25 protein-coding genes are annotated in these 23123 nt (G+C 59.6%); 18 read left to right on the forward strand and 7 right to left on the reverse strand.

The window, feature by feature from the left end; all coding sequences use genetic code 11:
- Positions 1–100: 100 nt before the first annotated feature.
- From WS62_RS16295 to WS62_RS16325, 7 genes are read right to left on the reverse strand one after another with little or no spacing between them, the layout of a single operon-like run.
- The gene (locus WS62_RS16295; protein ID WP_156441011.1) at positions 101–382 is read right to left on the reverse strand and encodes a hypothetical protein; all 282 of its coding nucleotides are present in this window, start codon (positions 380–382) and stop codon (positions 101–103) included.
- A complete protein-coding gene (locus WS62_RS16300) occupies positions 366–1097 on the reverse strand; it encodes an HrpE/YscL family type III secretion apparatus protein (protein ID WP_156441012.1) in 732 nt (243 codons plus the stop codon). The genes WS62_RS16295 and WS62_RS16300 overlap by 17 nt, the downstream gene beginning before the upstream one ends.
- Entirely contained in the window at positions 1066–1659 is a 594-nt protein-coding gene (locus tag WS62_RS16305; RefSeq protein WP_066572595.1) for a type III secretion apparatus protein OrgA/MxiK, read from the reverse strand. The genes WS62_RS16300 and WS62_RS16305 overlap by 32 nt, the downstream gene beginning before the upstream one ends.
- The gene (gene sctJ, locus WS62_RS16310; RefSeq protein WP_066572596.1) at positions 1656–2492 is read right to left on the reverse strand and encodes a type III secretion system inner membrane ring lipoprotein SctJ; all 837 of its coding nucleotides are present in this window, start codon (positions 2490–2492) and stop codon (positions 1656–1658) included. The genes WS62_RS16305 and sctJ overlap by 4 nt, the downstream gene beginning before the upstream one ends.
- Before the next feature lie 4 nt (positions 2493–2496).
- Entirely contained in the window at positions 2497–2799 is a 303-nt protein-coding gene (gene sctI / locus WS62_RS16315; protein WP_066572598.1) for a type III secretion system inner rod subunit SctI, read from the reverse strand.
- A gap of 52 nt (positions 2800–2851) precedes the next feature.
- The gene (sctF, locus tag WS62_RS16320; protein ID WP_066572600.1) at positions 2852–3136 is read right to left on the reverse strand and encodes a type III secretion system needle filament subunit SctF; all 285 of its coding nucleotides are present in this window, start codon (positions 3134–3136) and stop codon (positions 2852–2854) included.
- A complete protein-coding gene (locus WS62_RS16325) occupies positions 3136–4455 on the reverse strand; it encodes a PrgH/EprH family type III secretion apparatus protein (protein ID WP_082721018.1) in 1320 nt (439 codons plus the stop codon). Before WS62_RS16325 ends, sctF begins: the two co-directional genes overlap by 1 nt.
- A gap of 378 nt (positions 4456–4833) precedes the next feature.
- Between WS62_RS16325 and WS62_RS16330 the strand changes: the two genes are divergently transcribed.
- The 18 genes from WS62_RS16330 (at position 4834) to WS62_RS16415 (ending at position 23110) form a co-directional block, all read left to right on the forward strand.
- Positions 4834–5601 (forward strand): helix-turn-helix domain-containing protein, encoded by a 768-nt coding sequence (locus tag WS62_RS16330; protein WP_082721019.1) that lies wholly within the window; start codon positions 4834–4836, stop codon positions 5599–5601.
- Complete coding sequence (gene sctC / locus WS62_RS16335) at positions 5598–7553, forward strand: type III secretion system outer membrane ring subunit SctC (RefSeq protein ID WP_066572604.1); 1956 nt, start codon at positions 5598–5600, stop codon at positions 7551–7553. The genes WS62_RS16330 and sctC overlap by 4 nt, the downstream gene beginning before the upstream one ends.
- Positions 7553–8665, forward strand: coding sequence for a type III secretion system gatekeeper subunit SctW (sctW, locus tag WS62_RS16340; RefSeq protein ID WP_066572605.1), 1113 nt, complete (start codon positions 7553–7555; stop codon positions 8663–8665). The genes sctC and sctW overlap by 1 nt, the downstream gene beginning before the upstream one ends.
- A 41-nt stretch (positions 8666–8706) precedes the next feature.
- Positions 8707–10791: an EscV/YscV/HrcV family type III secretion system export apparatus protein gene (locus WS62_RS16345; protein ID WP_066572606.1), complete on the forward strand. Its 2085-nt coding sequence runs from the start codon at positions 8707–8709 to the stop codon at positions 10789–10791.
- Between the two features lie 10 nt (positions 10792–10801).
- Positions 10802–11209 (forward strand): hypothetical protein, encoded by a 408-nt coding sequence (locus tag WS62_RS16350; RefSeq protein WP_066572608.1) that lies wholly within the window; start codon positions 10802–10804, stop codon positions 11207–11209.
- Positions 11206–12519 (forward strand): type III secretion system ATPase SctN, encoded by a 1314-nt coding sequence (gene sctN / locus WS62_RS16355; RefSeq protein ID WP_066572609.1) that lies wholly within the window; start codon positions 11206–11208, stop codon positions 12517–12519. Before WS62_RS16350 ends, sctN begins: the two co-directional genes overlap by 4 nt.
- Positions 12503–12967, forward strand: a complete 465-nt coding sequence (locus WS62_RS16360) for a hypothetical protein (RefSeq protein ID WP_066572611.1) — start codon at positions 12503–12505, stop codon at positions 12965–12967. Before sctN ends, WS62_RS16360 begins: the two co-directional genes overlap by 17 nt.
- Positions 12945–13889 carry a SpaN/EivJ family type III secretion system needle length determinant gene (locus WS62_RS36520; protein ID WP_156441013.1) on the forward strand — a complete coding sequence of 315 codons (945 nt, stop codon included), beginning with the start codon at positions 12945–12947 and terminating at the stop codon, positions 13887–13889. Before WS62_RS16360 ends, WS62_RS36520 begins: the two co-directional genes overlap by 23 nt.
- On the forward strand, positions 13886–14845 hold the full coding sequence (sctQ, locus tag WS62_RS16370) for a type III secretion system cytoplasmic ring protein SctQ (protein WP_082721021.1): 960 nt from the start codon (positions 13886–13888) through the stop codon (positions 14843–14845). Before WS62_RS36520 ends, sctQ begins: the two co-directional genes overlap by 4 nt.
- A 5-nt stretch (positions 14846–14850) precedes the next feature.
- The gene (locus WS62_RS16375) at positions 14851–15540 is read left to right on the forward strand and encodes an EscR/YscR/HrcR family type III secretion system export apparatus protein (protein WP_066572621.1); all 690 of its coding nucleotides are present in this window, start codon (positions 14851–14853) and stop codon (positions 15538–15540) included.
- A gap of 22 nt (positions 15541–15562) precedes the next feature.
- Positions 15563–15817: a type III secretion system export apparatus subunit SctS gene (gene sctS / locus WS62_RS16380; protein ID WP_066572624.1), complete on the forward strand. Its 255-nt coding sequence runs from the start codon at positions 15563–15565 to the stop codon at positions 15815–15817.
- Between the two features lie 34 nt (positions 15818–15851).
- Positions 15852–16598, forward strand: a complete 747-nt coding sequence (gene sctT, locus WS62_RS16385; protein WP_066572627.1) for a type III secretion system export apparatus subunit SctT — start codon at positions 15852–15854, stop codon at positions 16596–16598.
- Between the two features lie 3 nt (positions 16599–16601).
- Positions 16602–17771 (forward strand): EscU/YscU/HrcU family type III secretion system export apparatus switch protein, encoded by a 1170-nt coding sequence (locus WS62_RS16390; RefSeq protein ID WP_066572630.1) that lies wholly within the window; start codon positions 16602–16604, stop codon positions 17769–17771.
- A 126-nt stretch (positions 17772–17897) separates the two neighbouring features.
- Positions 17898–18428, forward strand: coding sequence for a type III secretion system translocator chaperone SicA (gene sicA / locus WS62_RS16395; protein ID WP_066572633.1), 531 nt, complete (start codon positions 17898–17900; stop codon positions 18426–18428).
- Positions 18429–18445: 17 nt separating this feature from the next.
- The gene (sctE, locus tag WS62_RS16400; protein WP_066572635.1) at positions 18446–20332 is read left to right on the forward strand and encodes a type III secretion system translocon subunit SctE; all 1887 of its coding nucleotides are present in this window, start codon (positions 18446–18448) and stop codon (positions 20330–20332) included.
- A 38-nt stretch (positions 20333–20370) separates the two neighbouring features.
- Entirely contained in the window at positions 20371–21648 is a 1278-nt protein-coding gene (locus tag WS62_RS16405) for an IpaC/SipC family type III secretion system effector (RefSeq protein ID WP_066572637.1), read from the forward strand.
- A gap of 168 nt (positions 21649–21816) precedes the next feature.
- The gene (locus tag WS62_RS16410; RefSeq protein WP_066572651.1) at positions 21817–22122 is read left to right on the forward strand and encodes an H-NS histone family protein; all 306 of its coding nucleotides are present in this window, start codon (positions 21817–21819) and stop codon (positions 22120–22122) included.
- Positions 22123–22186: 64 nt separating this feature from the next.
- A complete protein-coding gene (locus WS62_RS16415) occupies positions 22187–23110 on the forward strand; it encodes an IpaD/SipD/SspD family type III secretion system needle tip protein (RefSeq protein WP_156441014.1) in 924 nt (307 codons plus the stop codon).
- Positions 23111–23123: the final 13 nt, after the last annotated feature.

Below are 23123 nucleotides of genomic sequence, written 5' to 3' on the forward strand. Positions count from 1 at the left end.
TAGCAAGCTCGCGATGGGAGTACGGCAACCGGCTGTACATATCGCTGTAAGAGATGCTGTGCGTGAAAACGAGGCAGGGTCGCCGTGTCTCACATGTGTTTTACCAACTGCCGTTTCCATCCAACGCCGGCATCGACGACGGATCGTCGGGGTCGGGAAAGAGCGTTTTCTGCAGGATGTCGCTCTTGAACGCCTCGATCATGTAATCCTCGACGGTCTGATCCGTCACTGTGTTCTGCTGCAATTCCGTTTGCGACGCTTGCTGGTCGGCGTCGGAACGCAGGCTACTGCGCACGATGTCGGCAAGGGATCCGCTGGCCGATTCCATATCGACTTGCTGTTGTCGAGCCGTGCTGTAGACGGCATTAACTGACTTGATCATCAACAATTTCCTCATGTGTAGCGGCATCTTGTTCGCCGCGATCGTTCGGCGCTTCGAGTCGCCGCAATGCATCCGTCATGACGTTTCGCGCGAGCGCATCGGCGTCGATGGCCTGCGAAACGTCGAGGCAGGCGGCCAAGGCGGCGCCGCTCAATTCCCGCGCCACGTCGCAGGGATTGAATTCCGCGATTTCCTCGCCCCATTCGACGATGAAGGCGGGCACGTTGGAGCAAGTGACTTCAACGCCCGGGTAGGTCTGCGCGAACCGTTCGCGTATCGCGGGAGCAATGCGCTTCGCGCTGTCAGGTATCGACACGCGCACGGGCTGGTCGCCGCAACCGCCATTGCGCGCGGCGAAGTCGTCGGCGAACCGCTGCATGAGCTCCGGGTCGCTCAGAAACTGCCGCAAGGATTCCTGAACTTCCTGCGTAACGCGTTCAAGCAGCGTCACTTTCAGGCGCCGGCATTGCATGAGGTAATCGGCAAGCTGTTCGACGACGAAACGGAATCCCGCTTCGTAACCGTCGCGTGCCGCATGCTGCCAGCACGCCTGGGCTTCGTCGCCGGCCTCGCGCACGAGCTGTTGTGCGCGGCGCTTTGCTTCGCGCGTCAGGTTTTCGGCGTGGACCGCCTGCGACAGCGGTTTGCGCTTGATCAGGACGCCGCCCGTCGGCGCGATCGAATCAGGGCATTGTCGAATGGTCAACGAGGGCATAGTTCACCGCTAAAGAAAAGAGCGAAGGGTTCCAACTCGCGTCGTCGGTTGCAATCTGGCCGCCTGCGTGCCGAATCTGCCGCAACGGATCGAACGCCTTCGGATACAAAAGCGGGACACGCTGTCGCAACGCGCTCGGCAAGCGCGCGAGCGGCGCAGCGATACATTCGATTCCGGCAGCCAGCACGTCGACGTCGCTCGCTCGTGGCGAGCGCGGCGCGGCGGTTGCGTCCGCTTGTAGCGGCACGCACATGAAGCGTTGCGCGATCGGGTCGAGATCGAAGTAGCGGCGCTGTTCGATCAGCGCGGCCCGCAGACGCCGCACCCCGATCAGGAAGCAGATGCGCGGCAGGCGTTTCCAGTGATCGAGGCATCGCCGCGCCACGGAATCGATGTTCGGCTCGAAGTCGATTCTCGTTTCGAGGCCGTAGTGATCGATCAACAACTGGTTGGCGATGCTGGCCGGGCAGCGATCGAGCGCGATTGCCGGCAATGCGCTGCGTTCGGGATGCGCGTACGCATAGGGCGCATACATGATGTTCAGAACCGTGACCGGATTCATGCGGATTCTTCCGACTCGTCGAGAGCCGGCTCGACACGTTCGCCTGAGTGTTCATCCGCCGCCGCGTCGCCACCGTCGTCGGCCGTTTGTGCTTCGACATCCTTGGCGCGGGCGAGCCGCGCTTGCCGGCGCCGCCGTACGAAGACGAGCGCGCCCGTCGCGGACACCGCGAGGAAAGCCGGGATCGCGAGCAGCCAATAGAGCCAGGTCGTGCGTCCCGAAGCGGAGGGCTCGGTCGCCATCGTGCGGAACACGGATGGCGCTTGATACAGGAGGACCGAGACGTTGTCGTAGTCGATGTTCGCGAAGCTGTTCTTCACGAAACGCTTGACCTCGCTGACGAGCACGTCGTGATTGACGTCGTTGCGATAGGTGAGGAGTACGGCGACGTGCATCGGCGGTTCGCCTTTGCCGACCGTTTCCTGCTGCAGCGGATAGCTGACCTGAACGCGTGCGCTCACGACGTTGTTCATCGCGGCCAGATTCTGTTCGAGACGTTGCTCGACGGCTGAGAGAAGCCGCGCCTCCTCGGCTTGCGGCGACGCGACAAGCGCATCGGCCGGGAACGCCTCGGCAACTTCGACGCGTGCCCGCGAAGGCAGGTTGTACTGTTGCAGCAGGTCGACGGCAGCAGGGAAGTCGGCTTGCCCGACCGAGACAGTGAATCCCGACTTGCCGAGATCCTGTTTGTCGATCGAGAGGTCGTGGGCCTGCAGCACCGCGACCACTTCGTTGGCCTGTTGCTCGGACAGGTTGTGCAGCAATTGCTGCTGGTGGCATGCCGAGAGCAGCAGCACCGCAGGCAACAACGTTAAGGAGGCGAGGCGTTTCATGGCGTTATTGCGCTTTGACAATCGTTTCCACGGCGGAGACGGCTTTGCGCGTGAGCGCGCTTGCCAGCGAGACGTAGATGTTGTAGTTGGAGATATCCGTCTGGAGTTTGACCAGTTGGCCAGGATTGGAGAAAGAGGTCGAATCGGAGAAATGGCCTTCGATCGCGGACGTGTAGGCATTAGCGTCGCCGTTCGCGTTGGCGAGCGTGCTCTTCAGAATGTCCTCGAGTGCGGCCGGCTGAGCGTTGGAATCGATCTCGCTGAGATTCGGCAATTCAGCGGCGGCGTGAATGTTCGTGATGTTCATGGGCATGGACGCGGCGGAGCGCTTCGGAATGAAGCAATCCGCGAAACGGCGTTTAACGGAAGTTGGAAACGATGGACGAATCGATGTCTTTCATCGCCTTGACCGCGCTGCTTTGCGCGTTGCGATACAGGTTGTATTCGGACATCACTTCCTGATACCTCGCAAGGTAGGTCGGATCGGATGGGTTGTTCTCGAGATCTTGCTGCGCCTTCGCCAACTGATCGCTCAGATCCAGTACGCCGCTATCAAACGATTCGCCGATATCCTCGACGTACCCGTCGTAGACGCCGAGGTCATCGGTCAGGTTACGCACGGAAGTTTGGTTGTTGGTGCTCATCAATAATTACCTGTTAAAGGTTGAGGGAAATACCAGGATGCGTGATCGAGCAGGACATACCCCTCGCCGCCTTCCCGATAGGACTTGCCTTTCAGCCAGTCGGTCCGCATCGCGATCTTGAAATCGACGCGACGCGTGCCCCACTTGTGACCGAAAGACAGAACGAGTTCCTGCAATGCAGCCAGTTCGCCATCGTTGAGCGCGCCAGCCACCTCGAAGGTCGTGCCATGCGCGCGGGAAAGCTCGCGGTATCGCACGCCGTTGCGTTCGAGCGCCGCGCGGGCCTCGCGTCCGATTGCGGGCACGCTTGCGTATTGCAGGTCGATCTGTTTCGCATAGGGCGCCGCTTGGCGTAGGCTTGCGAGCGCTGCGTCGCGCGCGGTACCCGCGGTGTTTTCGGTGACGACGAGCACGGGGCGCTCGGGGTGATCGAGACGTACGGTGATGAAATCGGCGCCTTGCGTATCGAGGAGCTGTTCCAGCCGTGCGCGTTCGCCGGCGGCCGAGACGACCGAAATTCGCTCCTTGGGGCCGGCCTTGAGCACGACCTGCTTATCCCATTCGTCGCCGTCCTCTGATGCGCTGACGACGTAGATCTTTCCATCCCGGCCCGGCAGCACGTCGTTATGCGTGGGAGCATGGGCAAGCAGGCTGCTGACGCTCGCTACCTTTTGCGTGCGGACGTATTGCTGCAGTTGCCAATAGGCAATGCCCGTCAGACCCGACCCCAAAAGAAGTACGGCGCCCACCGTGGCGGCGAAGCGGATTTTTCCGCTGCCGCGATTGCCGGTTTTACTCGGTTCTTCGATTGGGTAATCCGGCGCAGCATTCATTCGAGCAGGATTATTCAAATAGCTGGAGACTTCGTCGCTCCACTCGTCGCGCTCGGTTTTGATGGCAAAAGCGATATCGCCGAATTGCAAGACGCGATTGAATTCACCGCACCGGGTCTCGATATTGTCCGGGCTCAGAAAGTCGACTTGAAAATCGCATTGTCCATCGCTGGCTTCATTTTCGTCAGACGATTCTCCGATGGTTTTCCCCAGGCCGGCGCCATTATTTTCATCGGACTCATCGTTTCCGGCATGCGAAATTCGCACGCGAAAATTCGGCCTGTCCTCATGATAGGGAATATAGAGCGAGTTTTCCGCGTAAAAAAGAGAGTGCTTCCCGGTTTCGCCATTATGGCTGTTTCCAGAGTGGTCTTTCGTCACACAAAACAGAACATTATCGGTCGGAAGTGTAATATCCACCCCAAAAAGGGGGCCGAACAGTATTCTGAGGCATCGTGTTTCGCTCATGCAGTTCGAGTTACTCATCTATCCGATCACCTTAATTTCCAGATCCAGATCACTTCGTGTTTATTGGCGCGTTTCTTTGAATCGCGCAACGGTTAATCGGCCGTCAGCCTTTCGGTGGCTTGATTGTGGGCGCCGCCGTCGGGCTGGTTGGCCGCTGACATGGCTCGAACTATACCGGGGGCGAGGGTTTCATTCTTCAAATTGTTGTGAACGATTTGTTATAAAACTTTGAAATATAACGCCGGGATTGTGAATGACTGATTTGTTTCTGAAATCCGTGTGTTTTGGGAAATTTTGATTGATTGAAATATGCTACTTGGATAAGCTGCACATCCTGTTGAGGCGTGATCCGGTCGAGATCGGTTGCCGCCTTTCTTAATATTAATTGGAGCCGTAATGGGTAACCGCTTCAAGACAATTGATTGCTCGTTCGTCTCTCCTGGCAGTTGCCAGTATCTTTCCGGGCCGGCAATTTGGTTAATCAAAGTAGTGGCGGATCACGCTTCGATCGAGGTGGTGGTCGACGGCAAAACACGTAATTTGACATTGGATCGGTCGCGATCGATTTTAATTGCATGCATGACAGGCATCAAAATCATATCGCGCGCGCAAGCGTGGAAATTCCACAAAATCCCGGTTTACGAAGCGTCAAAACTACTGGCCTTTCTCGAACACAGCATGAAGCGCGATTTTGGCCGTTCCGGCAGCGGTTGTGGGGTGCGGGAAGTCATTGTCGAGACGCCTGGTGATCTGAATATCTGGAAATTCGAGCGATGGTTGATCGAACGCGTGATGGGCGGTGGCTCCCTCGATGCGCGATTTTTCGATTTTCTCCGATCGCAGGAAACGTATGGCCTGGTGCGCTTTTTATTGGGCGAGCGGCTCAGTAACAAAACTATCCCGGAATTGAGCGAGCGATACGGCGTATCGGAGTCGCACTTCAGGCGCCTGTGCAAGCAAGCGCTGGGCAAGAGCCTCAAGCGCGAATTGCGGCAGTGGCGCGCGGCTACGGCGTTACTGGACGTCGTCGAGGGACAGCAAAGCATGACGCAACTCGCCATGAGCCACGGATTCGCGTCACCGTCCCACTTCTCGCAGGAGATCAAGAATCTGTTCGGGCTGTCGCCAGGCCAGTTTAGGCGGAAACATAAGGAACTTCGATGATGAATGTGGATAGGGCGAAATGGTGCGCCGTTTTGACGTGTGCGTTGCTGGTCGCAACGCCGGCAGCGCAGGCGGCGGATTCGGGGCCGTTGGCGCAGCAGGCGCAGGGTGTCGCGGCGACGGCCGAAGCGTCGGCCGTTGGCGGTACGACAACTGTGGCAGCCGAAAACGAACCTTTGCCGGTTGCGGCTCGTGCTGACGTGAGCCGTCCGGACACTGATGCGCCGCATCGCGCCGTGCAGCAAAAGGCCGACGTGTCGGTCGAAAGCGAGACCGATGGTGATGCGTCGCGCGCAGGCACGCAGGCGGGTCAGAATTTCGTGGCGAACGGCGCCGGCATCGATGTTTTGCTGAACGCACTATCTGGCGGGCTAAAAAAGCCTGTGATCCCGAGTGCGAAGGCGAAGCACAAGACGGTGACCGGGGAGTTCGATCTGGCGCATCCTCGCGCACTGCTGCGACAGCTGAGCGAACGCATGTCGCTGCTCTGGTACGACGACGGTTCCTCGATCTATGTCTACGACAATTCGGAAATCAAGAACGCGGTCGTATCGATGCAGAATGCGAACGTCCGCAACTTGCGCACTTTCATTCGTGAAACGCGGCTTTACGATGCTCGCTTCCCGGTGCGCGGCGACGATCTCGGCAACACGTTCTATGTGACTGGCGCGCCGGTCTACGTGAACCTCGTCACCGCGGCGGCGAAGTATCTCGACCAGCTTCACGGTAGTAGCGAGAAAGACAAGCAGGTCATCAAGGTCGTGCACCTGCAGAACAGCTTCGTCAACGATCGTCAATATACGTTGCGCGATAGAAAGACCAACGTTCCCGGCATGGCGACGGTGCTCGCACAGATCTACGGCAGCGCGCAGAACAAGCGCTCGGGTATCGCGAACGTGTCTGACGTTTCGAACGAGGCTGCTCCGGCGCAGGCGGCGGGCGCGCGCGCCAATCCGAATGCCGTTCAGCCGTTCACGCTCGACGCTCCACTTCCTTCGCCGCAGGGTGCGACGCAGGCGGTGCCTGCCCAGTCGAGCACGGGAATCACGATCAATACGACTGACGGCGCGCGCGCTGTCGCCTATCCCGATACGAACAGTCTTGTTCTCGTGGGTTCCCTCGATAAGGTGCTCGACATGGAGTCGCTGATTCGTTCGCTCGACGTGGCAAAACGCCAGGTCGAACTGTCGCTGTGGATCATCGACATCAAGAAAAGCCGCCTTGATCAGCTTGGGGTGAACTGGCAAGGTCGCGTCGGCGTGGGGCCCGTGTCGGTCAGCCTCAATCAGACGGACAGTTCGACGGGCTTCACCACGCTCAACGGCGCCGCGTTTCTGGCAGACGTGACGGCGCTGAGCCAGCAAGGCGATGCCACCGTCGTGTCGCGCCCCATCGTGCTGACGCAGGATAACGTGCCCGCCACCTTCGACAGCAATCAGACGTTCTACACAAAGCTGATCGGAGAGCGCAGCGTGCAACTCGATCACGTCACCTACGGCACGCTCGTAAGCGTGCTCCCGCGCCTGTCGGAGGACGGCTCCCAGGTGGAAATGGTCGTCGATGTGGAGGACGGCAATACGGACACAAGCGGCACCGACAGCAATAGTACGGATGCGAGCACGCTGCCGCTCGTCAATCGGACAGAAATCAACACCGTGGCGCGCGTGCCGCGCGAAATGAGCCTGTTGATCGGCGGCAATACGCGGGACGACGTGAACCGCAGCGAATACCACGTGCCGGGGCTTGCGTCGATTCCGCTGGTAGGCGGGCTCTTCCGCAGCCACACGGAACGGCATGAGCAAGTCGTCCGCGTCTTTCTGATTCAGCCAAAGCTGCTCAAGCCCAGTGCCGCATGGCAGGACGGCCAGGAGTGGGAGGCGGGCGATACGGCCGGCAACGAGACGCTGCGCGCCACGGTCGATCTCCTGCGACCCTACGTGGACAATCACTGATGAGCACGATCATTGGCGGAGCAGCGTCATTTGTTTCGCGCGCCATGCGCGATATGCCAGATGCGTCGGCGCGGCTCGATGCGGAGCCGTCGCTCGACGCCGGGCAGGAAGCGGAAGCGAACGTGGTATTCGACGTCCAGGCGCAAATGGCGGAAGTCGAAGACGAGATGGGCAGCGTCATCGCGCAGTTCGGCCGCTTTCGTACTTCCGAGCGCAAGACGCGCCGTAGCGAGGACTTCGAACGAATTCTCGACTCCGAGCCGGAGGAGAAACTCGGCGATCTTGGAAAGGCGCTCGAGGGAGCGAAGGCGGACCTGGCGACATTGATGCGCGAAGCCCGCCAGCGGTTTCGCGACGACAGCGATCTGCTGCTCGCGTTCCGCGAGCTGCGCCGACGCAAGAAGATCGAAGGCGAGCCCGTGGATCTCATCGAGAAAGCGATCGACGAGGTGCTGAAGGAAGGCGATCAGAAGCAGATCAAGGCGGGAATCAACGTCGCGCTCAAGGCCAAGGTTTTCGGCATGCGCATGCAGCTCGACCCGGCGCGTTTGCGTCAGCTCTATCGCCAGTTTCTGGAGTTCGACGGTACACCGCTCGTTGTTTACGAGGATTGGATCGAGCAGTTCGGCGCGTGCAGACGCAAACGCATCATGGAGTACGTGGGGGCGGCGTTGACCTGTGACATGCAGTCGCTGGATCCGAGCTGTGGTTGCCCGGTCGAGTTCGGTCCGTTGCTTGGCACGCTCGGCAACGTCCGCATGCTTTCGTCGTCCGACGAGCTTTTCGTCGGGCGCATGCTCGGCGACACGCTCGCGCGGGAGAACCGCTATAGCGAGGAATCGGCGTTGCGCCTCATGCTGGGCGGCCTTCAGCAGCCGTTCGACATCGAGACTGTGGTGCTCGACGTGCTGGGCTCGACCTTCGCATCTCTAGACCCGCGTTCGCGCTGCGAGCTGATGCAGCTCGTCGTGCGCGGCTTCGCCAGCATCCCGCTCGCGCTCTACGACGAGCTCGAAGCGCGTCATGCGCTGGTGGCGAAACTGCAGGACATGCTCGGCGAGCTTTATGTTCGGGAGCGCCGGCGCGCGCATCGCGACGCTACCTGCAGTTGACGGAGCTGCATTGTCTTCATTCATCAATCAAGACTCGACTCATGCATAAGAATTTGCTAGCCAAGATACAGTCGCGCCCCGAGCTGATCGTGCTGTTGCTGATGGTCCTCGTCATCGCGATGTTGATCGTGCCGTTGCCGGCATACGTGCTCGATTTTCTGATCGGCTTCAACATCACCACGGCCCTGCTCGTGTTCATGGGGTCGTTCTATATCGTCAAAATCCTCGAGTTCTCGACGTTTCCGTCGATCCTGCTGATTACGACACTGTTTCGGCTCGCCCTGTCGATCAGCACGAGTCGGCTGATTCTGCTTCAGGCCGAGGGCGGAAAGATCATCACGACGTTCGGCCAGTTCGTTATCGGCGATAACCTCGTCGTCGGCTTCGTGGTGTTTGCGATTGTGACGATCGTTCAGTTCATCGTCATTACGAAGGGTTCGGAGCGTGTGGCGGAAGTCGCCGCGCGATTCTCGCTCGATGCGATGCCGGGCAAGCAGATGAGCATCGACGCCGATCTGCGCGCCGGCGTCATCGACAACGACGGCGTGAAGGCCCGCCGCACGGCGCTCGAGCAGGAAAGTCAGTTGTACGGGGCATTCGACGGTGCGATGAAGTTCATCAAGGGCGATGCGATCGCCGGCATTATCGTGATCTTCGTCAACCTGATCGGCGGCATCTCGGTCGGCGTCGCGCAACATGGGATGAGCATGTCCGAAGCGCTGACCACATACACGATCCTGACCATCGGGGACGGCCTCGTTGCGCAGATTCCCGCACTGCTGATCGCGATCAGCGCGGGCTTCGTGGTCACGCGCGTTGGCGGAAGCGAAAAGAATCTCGGCCAGGGCATTGTCGGTGAATTGTTCTCGAATCCGTTCGCGCTCGCGGTCACGGCAGTGCTCGCCATCTCCATCGGCATGCTGCCGGGCTTCCCGTTGCTTGTGTTCGGGCTCATTGCGGCGGCGCTCGGTTCGATTTATGTGCGCAAGCAGTGGTTCGACGGCCGTGACAAGCAACCGGGTGAAAGGTCCGGCGGTCTGGTGAGCAAGGTTGCAGGGGCATTGAGTGGTGGTGGCGGCGGCGTCGGCGACAAGAGCGCGAGCGGCAACGATTCCGATATCGACAAGCTGGTTCCCGAGACGGTGCCGCTGATGCTGATGGTGTCCGAGCGCGTCAAGCCGGTCATCGAGAAGGAGCAGGTAATTGCCACGATTCGGCGCCGCGCGTTCATCGATATGGGCCTGCGCCTGCCCGACATCCACCTGTCCTATTCGCAGCAACTCGATGAGACGCAGGTCGTCGTATTGATCAACGAAATACGCGCGGCCACGTTCTCGATCGCATTCGATCGCATTCGCGTCATCGGCTCGACGCTGGGGCTCGAAGCGTTGAATCTCGATGTCCGGATGTTGCCGGATGGCGCCGGCGGGGATGCGTGGTGGGTGCGCCCGCAAGACGGTTCCCCGCTCGCGAAGATGGATATCCATACGCGGTCGGCGACCGACGATCTCTACGGGCAATTCCTCACGTTGATGCTCCGCAACGTCAACGAATTCTTCGGCGTACAGGAAGCGAAACGCCTGCTCGACGACGTCGAAAAGAAATATCCGGAGCTGCTCAAGGAAACCTATCGCCATGCATCCGTGCAGCGCGTGTCGGAGGTCCTGCAGCGCTTGTTGGGCGAGCGCATTTCCGTGCGCAACATGAAGCTGATTCTCGAGGCGCTCGCGCAATGGGCGCCAAAGGAGAAGGACGCTGTGATGCTCGTCGAGCACGTCCGCGCTGCACTGGCCCGTTACATTTCGAATCGTTTTGCGCTGAATAACCGATTGAATACGGTGGTGCTCTCCGCCGAGATCGAAGAGATGGTCAACAAAGGCGTGCGACAGACATCGACCGGCGCCTATCTGAATCTGGAACCGGCAAAGGCCGAGGAGCTGCTTGACATGTTGGCGCTGGAACTGGGCCGCATCGGGTACTCGCAGCGAGACGTCGTGCTGTTGACGACGATGGAGATCCGGCGCTTCGTGAAGCGTCTTGTGGAAAGCCGATTTCCGGATCTCGAGGTGCTTTCCTTTGGCGAAGTGGCCGACGGTATTGCGATCGATGTATTGAAAACTATCTGAGGACTGAAAGATGAATGTGGACGTGGTAACCCTGGTTAAGGAATCGCTGGACAAAATGGGATGCGGGAGCGCCATCGCTGGCGAGCTCGATGTGCATTCGCCGATCTGCATCGACTTCAACGCTATGCCATCGATGTATGTGGAAGCCGAGGGCGACAAGGTGACGCTGTGGGCAACGCTCGACTATGCGGGCAACGCGCAACTCTCGCGTGCGGCATCGGATCTGCTCGAGTTCATGCTGCCGCGAGGCTCGGAAATTTTCGTCTGCCGTCGCCCGCTGCTGTCGCTCGTCGATGACAGCCTCGTGCTGCACGCTCGTGTGGAGGATGACTTCCTTGCCGATGCGGACACCTTCATGAAGGCACTCGAGGCGTTCTACGAAGACCTGTGCGGCGTGTTCGAGATTCTGGAACGATGATCGTGTCAGCCGACCTGTTGAATCTGCTCAAGCGACGCGCGCATCCGCGCGCTATCAAAGGACCGATCATCGAGGCCCCGTTGCCCCAGGTGTCGATCGGCGAGCTCTGCCTGATTCGCCCTCATGTCCACAGCGAGGAAGTGATCGGTCGGGCACAGGTGGTGGGATTTGGGCGTGACGCCGCGATGCTGAGCACGCTCGGCAGCACTACGGGGCTGTCGCGCGAGGCCGTGCTCGTTCCGACGGGCGAGCAGCTCGCAATCGAGGTGTCGCCGCAAATGCTCGGCACGGTGATGGACTCGACAGGCCTGTGCACTGAAATACTCCGAGCCGAGGACACCCATGTACCGTTCATGATGCCGCGCAGGATGAACGTCGATATGTCGCCACCCGACTATTCAGAGCGTCGACCGATTACGGAGTCGCTTGAAACGGGCATTCGCGTCATCGACGGCCTTCTGACGTGCGGAGTCGGCCAGCGCTTTGGCATCTTCGCGGCGGCGGGTTGCGGCAAGACGTCACTGATGAACATGATGATCGAACATTCGGCCGCGGAGGTTTACGTCGTCGCGCTGATCGGCGAGCGAGGCCGGGAGGTCTCGGAGTTCGTGGAACGGCTCAAGCAGTCGAGCCGGCGTGACAACACGATCGTCGTCTATGCGACATCGGACCGCTCATCCGTTGACCGGTGCAACGCGGCGCTGCTTGCGACGACGATCGCCGAATATTTTCGCGATCTCGGCAAGGACGTGATGCTGTTCCTCGATTCGATGACGCGTTACGCGCGTGCTTTGCGCGACGTCGCGCTTGCCACGGGCGAGGCACCGGCACGCCGCGGCTATCCGGCCTCCGTGTTCGAAAGCATGCCGCGACTGCTCGAGCGGCCGGGCCGGACTGCAACGGGAAGCATCACCGCTTTCTACACGATCCTGCTGGAAAACGAAGAAGAGCCCGATCCGATCGGCGACGAAATCCGCTCGATCATCGATGGGCATATCTATTTGAGCAAGAAGCTGGCCGGCAAGGGGCATTTTCCCGCCATCGACGTACTCAAGAGCGCGAGCCGTCTTTTCGATGAAATCAACCCGCCGGCGCACCGCCAGCTGGCGCGACAGTTTCGGCAGAACCTGTCCCGCCTCGATGAAATGCAGATCTTCATCGATCTCGGCGAGTACAGACGCGGTGCGAACAGCGACAACGATGCGGCGCTCGATAGGCGCGCCGCGCTGGAAGCGTTCTTGCAGCAGCCGTTAGCTGAGGCGTTTGCCTTCAAACGGACCTTGGAGCGTCTCGATGAAGCGGTTCGGTGAAGCAAAAAAGCTGTTGTCACTCTTGCAGCGCAGGGTGAACGCGCTTCGTTGGGAAATGCAACAGCATCGCGACGCGCTCGCCGATGTCGATCGCGAGCTCGCGGGAGTTAGCGCCGAAATCGACGGATTGAAGGAACAACTGGCACGCGCCGCATTTGGCAGGTGCTATGAGCGGAGTGCACTGATGCGCGCGCGCGGAAAGCAGGCTGTCGCGCGGTTCGGCATCGCATGCAGAAAGATGGCGGAAGCCGATTTGATCGAACGCCGAGGTCAAATCGAGCAGGCGCTCCAGGCCTCTCGACAAGAAGCGTTGGCGCTGGAGCAGCGGCAAAACAAACATCGCGACTGGCTCGCGCGGCAGCGGTTGCAGTACGACATGCTGCGCGAGTCCATGATCGAGGCGGAATTAATGGAAGGAAGAGTTCATGCCAATCAACGTTACCAGTAGTGCGCCGGCTGCTGCTGCCGAAATCTCGGTTTCGCAGGCGGATGGTGCATCGGATTTGCGTTCGGCCTACGAGGCCGAATGCAGGAAGACGAAAGTCAACCCTGACGACAGGCGCCCACGGGCCGATAACGGAAAGGCCCGCAAGAAGTCGAGAAAAACGGCCGCGACGATTCAAGGCAATTTGCTTGCCACAGCTGCACATCAGGCTCGCGAGCAGGCCGTGATGCGGTTGGTGGGCACAGCCGCAAGAGCGGCTTCATCCGGTGCATCTTCGTCCGGAGAGGGGGCGTCCCGTTCGCACGGCGGCGTTTCGTCTGACACATCCGGCACGTCGAGTTCGACAACGGATCGTTCTCGTGAGGCCGCGACGCCGCACGATGCTCATGGCGAGACGAGAACGGCTGCGAGCGATATGAACGCTGCCGTTCGTTCCACTGAACAAGATGTGCGAGCGGATGCAAAGAAGGCGCCGGCCGGTGCACAAGCCAATGACGCATCGGTTGCGCGCGATGCGATGCCGACCAACGCTGCGCCGCAGGCGCCTCGCACGATGATGTCCGCAGCATCGATGTCGGCCCGCGGCCAGGCCACGTCGGGATCGACGCGCCGTGCGCAAACGGCGATGAGCCGCGGGCTCAATGCGGCAGCGACAAACGACGTCCGCCCGTCGGAAGGATCGTCGCTGCGCTACAGCTTCAGGACGTGGAACGAGCAGCCGAGCGTCGAGCTTCGCTTCGATTCGAACCTGGCTGCGCAGACGATGACCGCGCACGCGTCCCACGATCGCGTCGCCAACGCGATGCAACAGCACGCCAGCCTCCTTTCGAGCGACGTGACGCTGCGCTTCGAACGTCAGCAGGCTGACGACCAAGGGAAGAATCCGCACGGCTCCAACGAGCAGCAAGACGCGGAGGAGCAATGAGTGTGCCGCTGAAACTGCGAACCCTTTCAGCCGTGGAGTTGCCGCTCTATCAGAGCATGCGCGTGCTGCAAGTGGAAGGCCGCCAGGCCGCGCTTCGCAATGTGCCGCCGCCACGTGGCTATGTTGAGGTGCGTGCCGGGTGGCGTAATCGCGAATACGAAGGATGGGTCGATGGGGCAGGGTTGCTGCGCCGCCGATATTCCGGGCTCGACGGGCTTGCGTGGCATGCGATCGACGAGCGTTATCTGTTCGATCTGCTCAACGAGCCCGGGGTGATTTCGATGATTCCGGGGCCGGCGGAAGGCTGGTCTCACGTCAGATTGATTGGCGTCGTGCAAGAGGCGTTGCCCGCGCAACTGATGCTTGCGTTCGAAGAACCGGGCCATCCTGCCGCGCTATTTGGCGAGTATCCGGAGGTCGGCGTCGCGCTTTCGTCCGGAAAGAAAACCGAGATCGATGCGTTGCCCATCGCGCTGCAATTCTGTATCGGTACGACGCACATGCCACTAGCCATGCTTCGGCGCATCGAACCTGGCGATGTGATGCTCATCGAAACGCCGCGCAGTATCGTCCATGTGGGAGCAAGCCCATTGTGCGGCTTCCAGTACGAAGGAAACTACATCATGCTGAATGAACGAATTGAAAACGAAGACGACCTCGATACCGAATCGAACCTCGGCCACGAGGGCGAATTATCCGGGCTCGAATCCAACGCCGAGCCGTTCGACATCGATGCATTGCCGGTCAGCATCGAATTCGTGCTCCAGCGGGAGCAGGTGACCGTCGGAGATCTGGGCCGGTTTCACGCGGGAACGGTGCTGCCGTTGCGTTCCGATGCGGTTGGCGACGTGGCGATTCGTGTCAACGGGCGGGTGTTTGGTTGCGGGGAACTGATCCAAGTGGGCGAGCGGCTGGCTGTCGAAGTCAAGACGGTGCGGTTCGCATCGCCGGAGTAAAGATCGTGGCGAATAACGAAATTGCTCTCATCGTTCTGCTTTCAGTGGCCACGCTGCTGCCGTTTATCGTGGCATCGGGCTCCTGCTATATCAAGTTCTCGATCGTGCTGGTGCTCGTGCGAAACGCGCTCGGCATTCAGCAGGTGCCGTCGAATCTGGCATTGAACAGCATCGCGCTGATCATGTCGCTGTTCGTCATGATGCCCGTCACGCAGAAGGCCTACCACTATCTTCAACATCATCAGCTCGATATGACGAGCAGCGAATCGGTTAACGAGTTCGTCGACGGCGGGCTTGGCGACTACAAGCGATATCTGCGCCGCTACTCGGACCCTGAACTCGTCAAATTCTTCGAGAAGTCGCAAACGGCGTCGCTCGATGCCGACGAAAGCGACGGTGAAGGCAATGGCGGTGCGGCGACCGAGGCCAATGTGCCGGGCGATTCGCTGTTCGCGCTACTGCCGGCCTATGCGCTCACCGAAATCAAGAGCGCATTCAAGATCGGCTTCTATCTGTACGTGCCGTTTCTCGTGGTCGATCTCGTCGTATCGAGCGTGCTGCTTGCGCTCGGGATGATGATGATGAGCCCCGTGACGATCTCGGTGCCGATCAAGCTCATTCTTTTCGTCGCGGTGGACGGGTGGACCCTGATCTGCAAGGGCCTCGTTATGCAGTACCTCGACTTAATGAAGTAGCAGTGATTCTTGGGAGAAGGGAATGGGTGAATTGGCGTATGCGAGCCATAAGGCGATGTATCTCGTGATCGTGCTTTGCGCGGCGCCCGTCGCCATTGCAACGGCGGTTGGTCTCGTGGTCGGCTTGTTTCAGACGGTGACGCAGTTGCAGGAGCAGACGTTGCCGTTCGGCATAAAGATGCTCGCGGTTTTCGGCTGCCTGCTGATGTTGTCGGGATGGCTCGGCGGCAAGGTGATGGCGTTTTCCATCGAGATGTTTTCGATCGGGCTCAGATGATGTCCGTGCATGCGAGGGAAAATTGGCGATTTTAATGCAGACCTTCTACCGAGAAATCGGCGTGCTCGCGATTGCTTACGCACGCATAGCGCCGGTGTTCTATCTGCTGCCGTTTCTAAACGACCGAGTGATCGTCAACACGGTGCTCAAGAACACGATCATCTTCGTCGTGATCGGCGGGCTATGGTCGAGCATGGGCCATCCGCATGCCGACAGCGGCGCCGCGCTGCTCGCGCTCGCGATGCAGGAGGCGACCGCTGGATTGGTGCTTGGGGTCACGCTTTCGCTCCCGTTCTGGGTGGCGACGGCCATCGGAGAGCTGATCGACAATCAGCGCGGCGCGACGATCAGCGATTCGATCGATCCGGCAACCGGTGTCGAAGCGTCAGTGCTGGGGCCATTCGTCAGCCTGTTCTATGCGGCGGCTTTTCTGCAGGAAGGGGGCATGCTGACACTGGTCGAGGCCATCCGGAACAGTTACGTCACGATTCCCGCGGGGGCACTGTTGCATGCCGACGCATGGCGCTTCGGAACGCTTCTGACCGATCTCGTCGGCAAAGGCCTGTCGCTTGCGGCGCCAGTGTTGATTGTCATGTTTCTGTCAGACGTAATGCTGGGCCTTTTTTCGCGGTTCTGTCCGCAAGTCAACGCGTTTTCGCTGTCGCTGAGCATCAAGAGCATCGTGGCGTTTCTCGTGTTCCATCTTTATTTCGTGCTGGCGGGACCGCATGCGCTGACGCAGTTGTTCAGCCTGCATCCATTCGCGAGCCTCGTGAATTGAGCGATGTCAGAAAAGACCGAAAAGCCGACAGCCAAAAAATTGCGCGATGCGGCCAAGAAAGGCCAGACGTTCAAATCGAAGGACATCACGGCCGTTGTCGTCCTGGCGGTCGCCGCCGTCGCGACCGGCGCGATCGTTGACCTGCGGCGCATCGCGTTCGAGTTCGCACGCGTGGCGATGACCGGTGCGACGCCAGATGCGGCCGAGTACTTCAAGCATTGGGTGCGCCTGTTCTTCATGCTCATCACGCCGTTCGTGCTCGTATGCGCGGCGGCCGGTGCGCTGCCGAGCCTCGTGCAGAGCCGGTTCACGCTCGCGGTCGAGTCGATCAAGTTTGACTTGACGGCCCTCGATCCAATGAAGGGCCTGAAGAAGCTGTTCAGTTGGCGCGCTGCCAAGGAAGTCGTCAAGGCATTGTTGTATCTGGCTGTCTCGGCTGCCGCCGTGTGGATATTCATCGGCTCGGCCCACCGCGAAATCTCCCAGCTCTTTCGCGCGGATCCGGCCCTGCTCGGACATATGTGGGTCAAGCTGACTGGCCGATTCGTCCTGCTCTTCCTGGTCTGTGCCGTGCCTGTCCTGCTGATGGATGCCATCGTCGAATACTTCCTTTACTACAAGGACCTCAGGATGGACAAGCACGAGGTCAAACAGGAGCACAAGGAAAGCGAAGGCAATCCGGAAATCAAATCGAAACGGCGGGAAGTTCACATGGAACTGCTCTCCGAGGCAGTGAAATCGAACATCGAACAGTCGGATGTCATCCTTGCGAACCCGACGCACATCGCGATCGGCATCTATATGAATGCGGATGTGGTGCCCATGCCGTTCGTGTCGGTTCGGGAAACGAATGCGCGGGCGCTTGCCGTGATCCGCTATGCCGAGGAGAAGGGCGTGCCGGTGGTGCGCGATATTCCGCTCGCAAGGGCCGTGTACCGCCGTTCGCGCCGCTTCAGCTTCGTCAGCAACGACGATTTCGAAGCCGTCATGCGGGTGCTCATTTGGCTCAAGCAGGTGGAGGCATCCAGCACCGGGACGGATATTTTTCCGCAGGCCGACGAGAACTCAGCGCACGCGCCGGATTCGGATCGCGATGAGGAGCTGGACCCGCCCACAGGCGGATTCGGCGGACGCGGTGACGTTGGAGCAAAAACCGACCATCCGTCGGAATAACGATTGACAGGCGGCGATAGTTGATTTTTGAAATCGCCTGGATAATTAAGCGCGTAATCTTGTATCGGTGGTTCAGGTGCAATCGAGAAGGCGCTGAAATTTTTTTATTTTAGCGAGGTTGATAGCATGACTCAGAACGAAATGGACCTGAATAACAATGTCGGCGATGCGGAACTGGAGCGCATGACATCGGCGCTGCTCGAAGCGGTGCAGAACGGCGCGACGCTGAAAGATCTGCAAGGCGTTCCGCAGGACCTGATGGACGGCATTTACGCATTTGCCTACCGGTTCTATCAGCAGGGGAAGCTCGACGACGCGGAAGTGTTCTTCCGTTTTCTCTGCATTTACGATTTTTACAACACTGAATATGCGCTTGGATTGGCAGCGGTATGCCAGCTCAAGAAAAATTATCAGAAGGCGATTGACCTGTATGCATTGGCATTTTCACTATCGGAAAACGACTATCGGCCGATGTTCCACACGGGGCAGTGCCATTTGATGATGGGCAAGGCTGCGTTGGCACGCCGGTGTTTCAACGTGGTGATCGAGCGCTCGAACGACGATTGTCTGAGGAAGAAGGCCGCGTCGTATCTGAGCGGGCTCGATGAAGTAGGGGGCGAGGCCAGCAAGGAGCCTTCGACCGAGGAAAACGATTGACCAGGTAGAGGATCAGCATGTCATCTGGAGTGCCGGGCGGATTGACCGCCAATAAGTTTCAAACACACGCATTGCGCGATGCGGCGAGCGGATTGGGCGTGATGTCGCCTGACACGTATCTCAATGTCGTTTCGGCGGCGCAGGAGAATTTCCTTGCCCGCATGTCTCAGCTCGCGTCCGAGCAGTACGACGATTCGCTCACGGTGAGCGGTAGCCGTCTCGATGACATGCCGCAGTTGGCTGTTCCCGGGGAGCGGGGCATTTCGGCTTCGGCGGATGTCCATTCGCAGGGCTCGGTGTGTAGCGGCGATTCCAGCGCGCCCACTCATGGCGCGGCGGCGCTGACTGCGTTGTTGGGAAAGGTCATGAGCATCATCAGTTCGAACAGCATCGCCAAGTTGCAGCAAAACGCGGCGATCTGGAATCAATTGACGGACGCCGTGAAGAACCAGCTCGATGCGCTTAACAAAGAAGTTGACGACGCGACGCAGGCTGCGTCGGATGCAGCCGACGCGGCGGAGGCGGCCGACAAGAATGCGACGCAGGCCGAAGCGGACGCGGCTGCGGCCGATAAGGCCGCTGAGCAGGCTGAACAGGCTTACCAGGAGAAGAAAAGCAGCGGGGCTTCGGGCGACGAGTTGAAACCATACAAGGACGATGCCGAAAAAAAGCGCACGGATGCGGATAAGGCCGACGCCAGTGCGAAGCAGGCGCGCGCCGACGCGAACGACAAGAAGGACGCGGCAGCCGCGGCAGCGACGAAGGCGGCCAACGCGGAGGCGAAGGCGGACTGCGCGGTCGACGACGTCACGAAGACTCTGGGCCCCAAGTCGCCGATCAAGGCGTCGTCGGACGACGCGGCGATGCGCGGCGCCGCCGCGCTGACCGAAATATTCGCGAAGGTGCAGGAGCTGATTTCGAAGGGCAATCTCGACGAGTTGAGCTCGAAGCAGCGTGTCTTTCAAGAGATGCAGGCGCAGCGCGAGGAATCGCTGAAAAAGAAATCCGACGAATACCAAGAGCAGGTCAAGAAAGCCGAGCAAATGCAGAAGACGATGGGCTGTGTCGGCAAGGTGCTTGGCTGGCTGGTGACGGCCGTCAGCGTCGTGGCCGCGGCGTTTACCGGCGGAGCGAGTCTCGCATTGGCTGCCGTCGGTTTGGCGCTTGCCGTGGGCGATGAAATCTGCAAGGCGGCGACCGGCGTTTCATTCATGGACAAGATCATGCAGCCGATCATGGATGCCATTCTGAAGCCGATGATGAGCTTCTTCGCGCAGCAGATTACGAAAGCCTTGGAAGCATGCGGCGTCGACAAGGACAAAGCCGAGATCGCGGGCGCCATTATCGGCGCGGTCGTGACGGGCGTCGCACTGGTTGCCGCGGCGGTCATCGGCTCGTCGCTTATCAAGAGCATCGCTTCGAAGGTAGCGGACCTCGTCGCCAATCAGTTGGCGAAGGTCATGGATTCGACCATCGGCAAAGCGCTGTTGAACGTGCTTGAAAAGGCATCGGAAAAATCGGGGCTACAGGCGGTGAGTTCGCGCACGGCGACAGCGATGGGGCGTCTGCGAAACGCAGTCGGCATTGAGACGCAAGAGGACGAGATGCTGGTGGTCAATCGCCTTGAGCGCGTCAACGTCGGCATGAACCTCGCCAATCAGAGCGTACAGGCCGCAGGAAGCATCGTCGTCGGCATCGAAGAGAACAGGGCCATGCAGACGCTCGCTGCCGTGAAGATGGCGCTCACCGATCTGAAGATGATCGGTGAGCTGCTGAAGCAGGCGGTCACCAATTTTGCCGAGCACAACCGCGTGCTCGGCCAGCTCTTACAAGACATGACGGACGCGGCCGGAACGGAAGCTTCGACGGGCAGCTTGATTCTGCGAAACGTTCGCGCAGCATAAAACGAACGATTTATTTGAATTGTGATTGAGAGGAAAACATGACCGCAGTGATTTCGAATCAGAGCCGCGTTACGGACCTTGCCCTGCTGCGTGAAACCGCCGCCAAGCAAGGCGACGTGCTCGACAAGGCGCAGCAGAGCGGGGCCGCGAAGGCCGTCGCGCAGGCGGATGCGGGCCTCGTTGAACTGATTGGCGGCGCGACCGTCGCGGGCGCGGCGACCCAGGCCGAGGTTTCGTCCGTCGACCTTGCGAGCCCGAGGCTGTCGGCAGATAAGCCGCAGGTGCAGCAGGAAGTTGTCGCGGGGCTCAAGCGTGAGCAGGAAAACCAGGACCGCTTGGGCCAGGACCCCAGCGTGGCGATTGCCGTCGGCACGCTGCTTCAGCAATTTACGGTCACCCCCAAGGGGGCGGAGGCGAAGCAGGAAGGGCGTCAAGCGGATCGAGCAAATGATATCGCTTCCACCGGCACGGACGGCGCGAACAAGCAAGTCGCTTCGCTGTTCGGCAATAGTGCTGCGGAGCAAGCGTTCAGCGTGATCCTGCAGGTGACGACGGCGCTGCAGGGTGCTCGGCAATCCGAGCTCCAGATGCAGAGCAGCATGACGATGGTGCAACACAACGCGGCGGTCGCCGGCGCCGATGCGATAAAGGCGCAGGGGCAGGCCATGCTGACGGGCGCTATCAGCGGCGGCGTACTGCAGGGCTCGCTGGCGACGATGGGGGCTGTCCAGCAGTACCGCGGTCTCAATACGCGTGCGTCGTCGGTCGAGAACGAGCTCAAGCCGAAGGCCGAGCTGCAGCGTTTCGATCGCGAGCAGTCGTTCGAGCTGCGCGGCAAGAGCAAGCCCACCCTTGGCGACGACGAAGTTACCCAGCTCGATGCGAAGCGGGAAGGCGGCGTCAGCGTGTCCCACACGATCGAGCATAGCGGCGATAGTCTTAGCGAAGAGCATTCGCAAGTGTTGTCGCAGGAGCGGCCGGCTCGCCAGCATCGGATCGAAATGCACGACATCAACCATCAATCGAACGAGATCGTGGCGGAGCGCCAGCGCACGACGGGCTCCCTGCTCGACACGAGCGCCGCGATCGCGAAGAACCAGGCGGAGGGCATTTCGGGCATGCAGCAGAGCAATGCCCGTGCGGAGCAGACGCTTGCGCAAAACACCGAGCAAGTGGCGGGAACCGCTGCGAGCGCACATCAGGATAGAGCGCAGCAGATGCGCGAGCTGACGCAAAAGCTGCACGATGCCGCGATGCAGGTCAACAACGCGCAGGCCGGTGTGGCGGGGCAGGTCGCATCGAGCCTCAAGATCTGAGCGTCGTTGCGAAAAGCGCAAGCCGGTGCATCCGTTCCGGCTTGCGAGGATGATATGCGTCCCATGAGCGCGCGATGCTTGGCGTTTTGGGGGAATTCAAGCGCAGCGATCGAGCCGATTCGTTCTTGCATGAACTGATCGGCATGTCGAAAAAGGATGATGATTTACATGTCGAAGTATGAGGAGCTGAAGGCGCAAGCGGTGGCACTTGAAGCGGAAATGAAGCGCCTTCGACAAGGTGAACGCAACGCAGTTCTTCAGGAGGTGCGCGGCAAGGTGCGCGAGTACGAGTTGACTGCGCAGGAGGTGTTCGGCCAGCGGCGGCTTGGCGTGACACGCCGCACCAGCGCCACCGTGCCTGTCAGACCGAAGTACCAGGATCCCGTGACCGGCGCCACGTGGGCCGGCCGCGGGCGCGAGCCGGCATGGATCAGAGGTCGCAACCGCGACGAGTTCCTGATCGACTGGGCTTGAGCGGTGCAGGGGAGTCCCGGCGATCGGCGAGTGAATGGAAACTAACGTAAGAGAAAGGTGAGCGATGAGCGTAGCAAATGTGATGAGTTCGGACTGGCTTGCGCTGCAGCGGCAACGTGCACTGCAAGGTGCGACGCGGCCGTCGAAAGCGGAGGCGGGTACTGACGACCGGACGTCGACCAGCGTTGGGGTTGCGGCCGATAAGGGCAAGCCTGCGTATTGCGCGAAGTTCGACGCGATGTTCAAGGAGACGACCAAGCTTGAATTGTCGAGCGTCTCGGGCATGAGCGACGGCGTCAATGCGAGTGCTTTGGACTCCGGCGTATTTGACGATGCGCGGATTGCGCTGAAGTCCGATGCCACGCAGCGCAATCGCGTGGTGAACGAGGTGAAGTCGAAACTGACGAGCGATTCGTCTTCGATGGACGATCCCGTCATTCAGGGCATGATCGATGCAATGATGAAAGGGCAAGACAATATAGATTTGTATCAACAGATCGTGGCGGGGTTCACGACTTATTTTCAGTCGGTTACTGATGTAATGAGCAGATTGCCCAATTACATCAAGGTCACAACGGACGGCGACGGGAAGCAAACCGTAAGAGTAGATACGGATACCCTTAAAGCCGATCTGATGAATAATGTAAAAGACATGAGTGTGTCCGTGCCACGTGAACAGGCGGCAGCGTGGAGAGCGGAGCTGAGTCCTATTTTTGACGTATCGGACGATGGGGTCGTTTCAGTCAATCAAGATCATTTGAATGCAATGTTAGATGCTTGTAATACTGATTTAAGTGGCGTAGACATGGCCGCCTATCAAGCATGGGAAACGGGTTTTTCCGCTGAGAAAGACAACATCCAGAACGATCTCCAGACCATCGTCGAGAAATATTCGCATCAGAATTCGAATTTCGACAGTATGGTGAAGGTGCTCAGCGGATCGATTGAAACGCTGACAGAAACAGCGAAAGCGTTTCTGCAGATCTGATCAACGGTAGCTT

Source organism: Burkholderia sp. ABCPW 14 (assembly GCF_001523835.1).
GTDB classification, from domain to species: domain Bacteria; phylum Pseudomonadota; class Gammaproteobacteria; order Burkholderiales; family Burkholderiaceae; genus Burkholderia; species Burkholderia mayonis.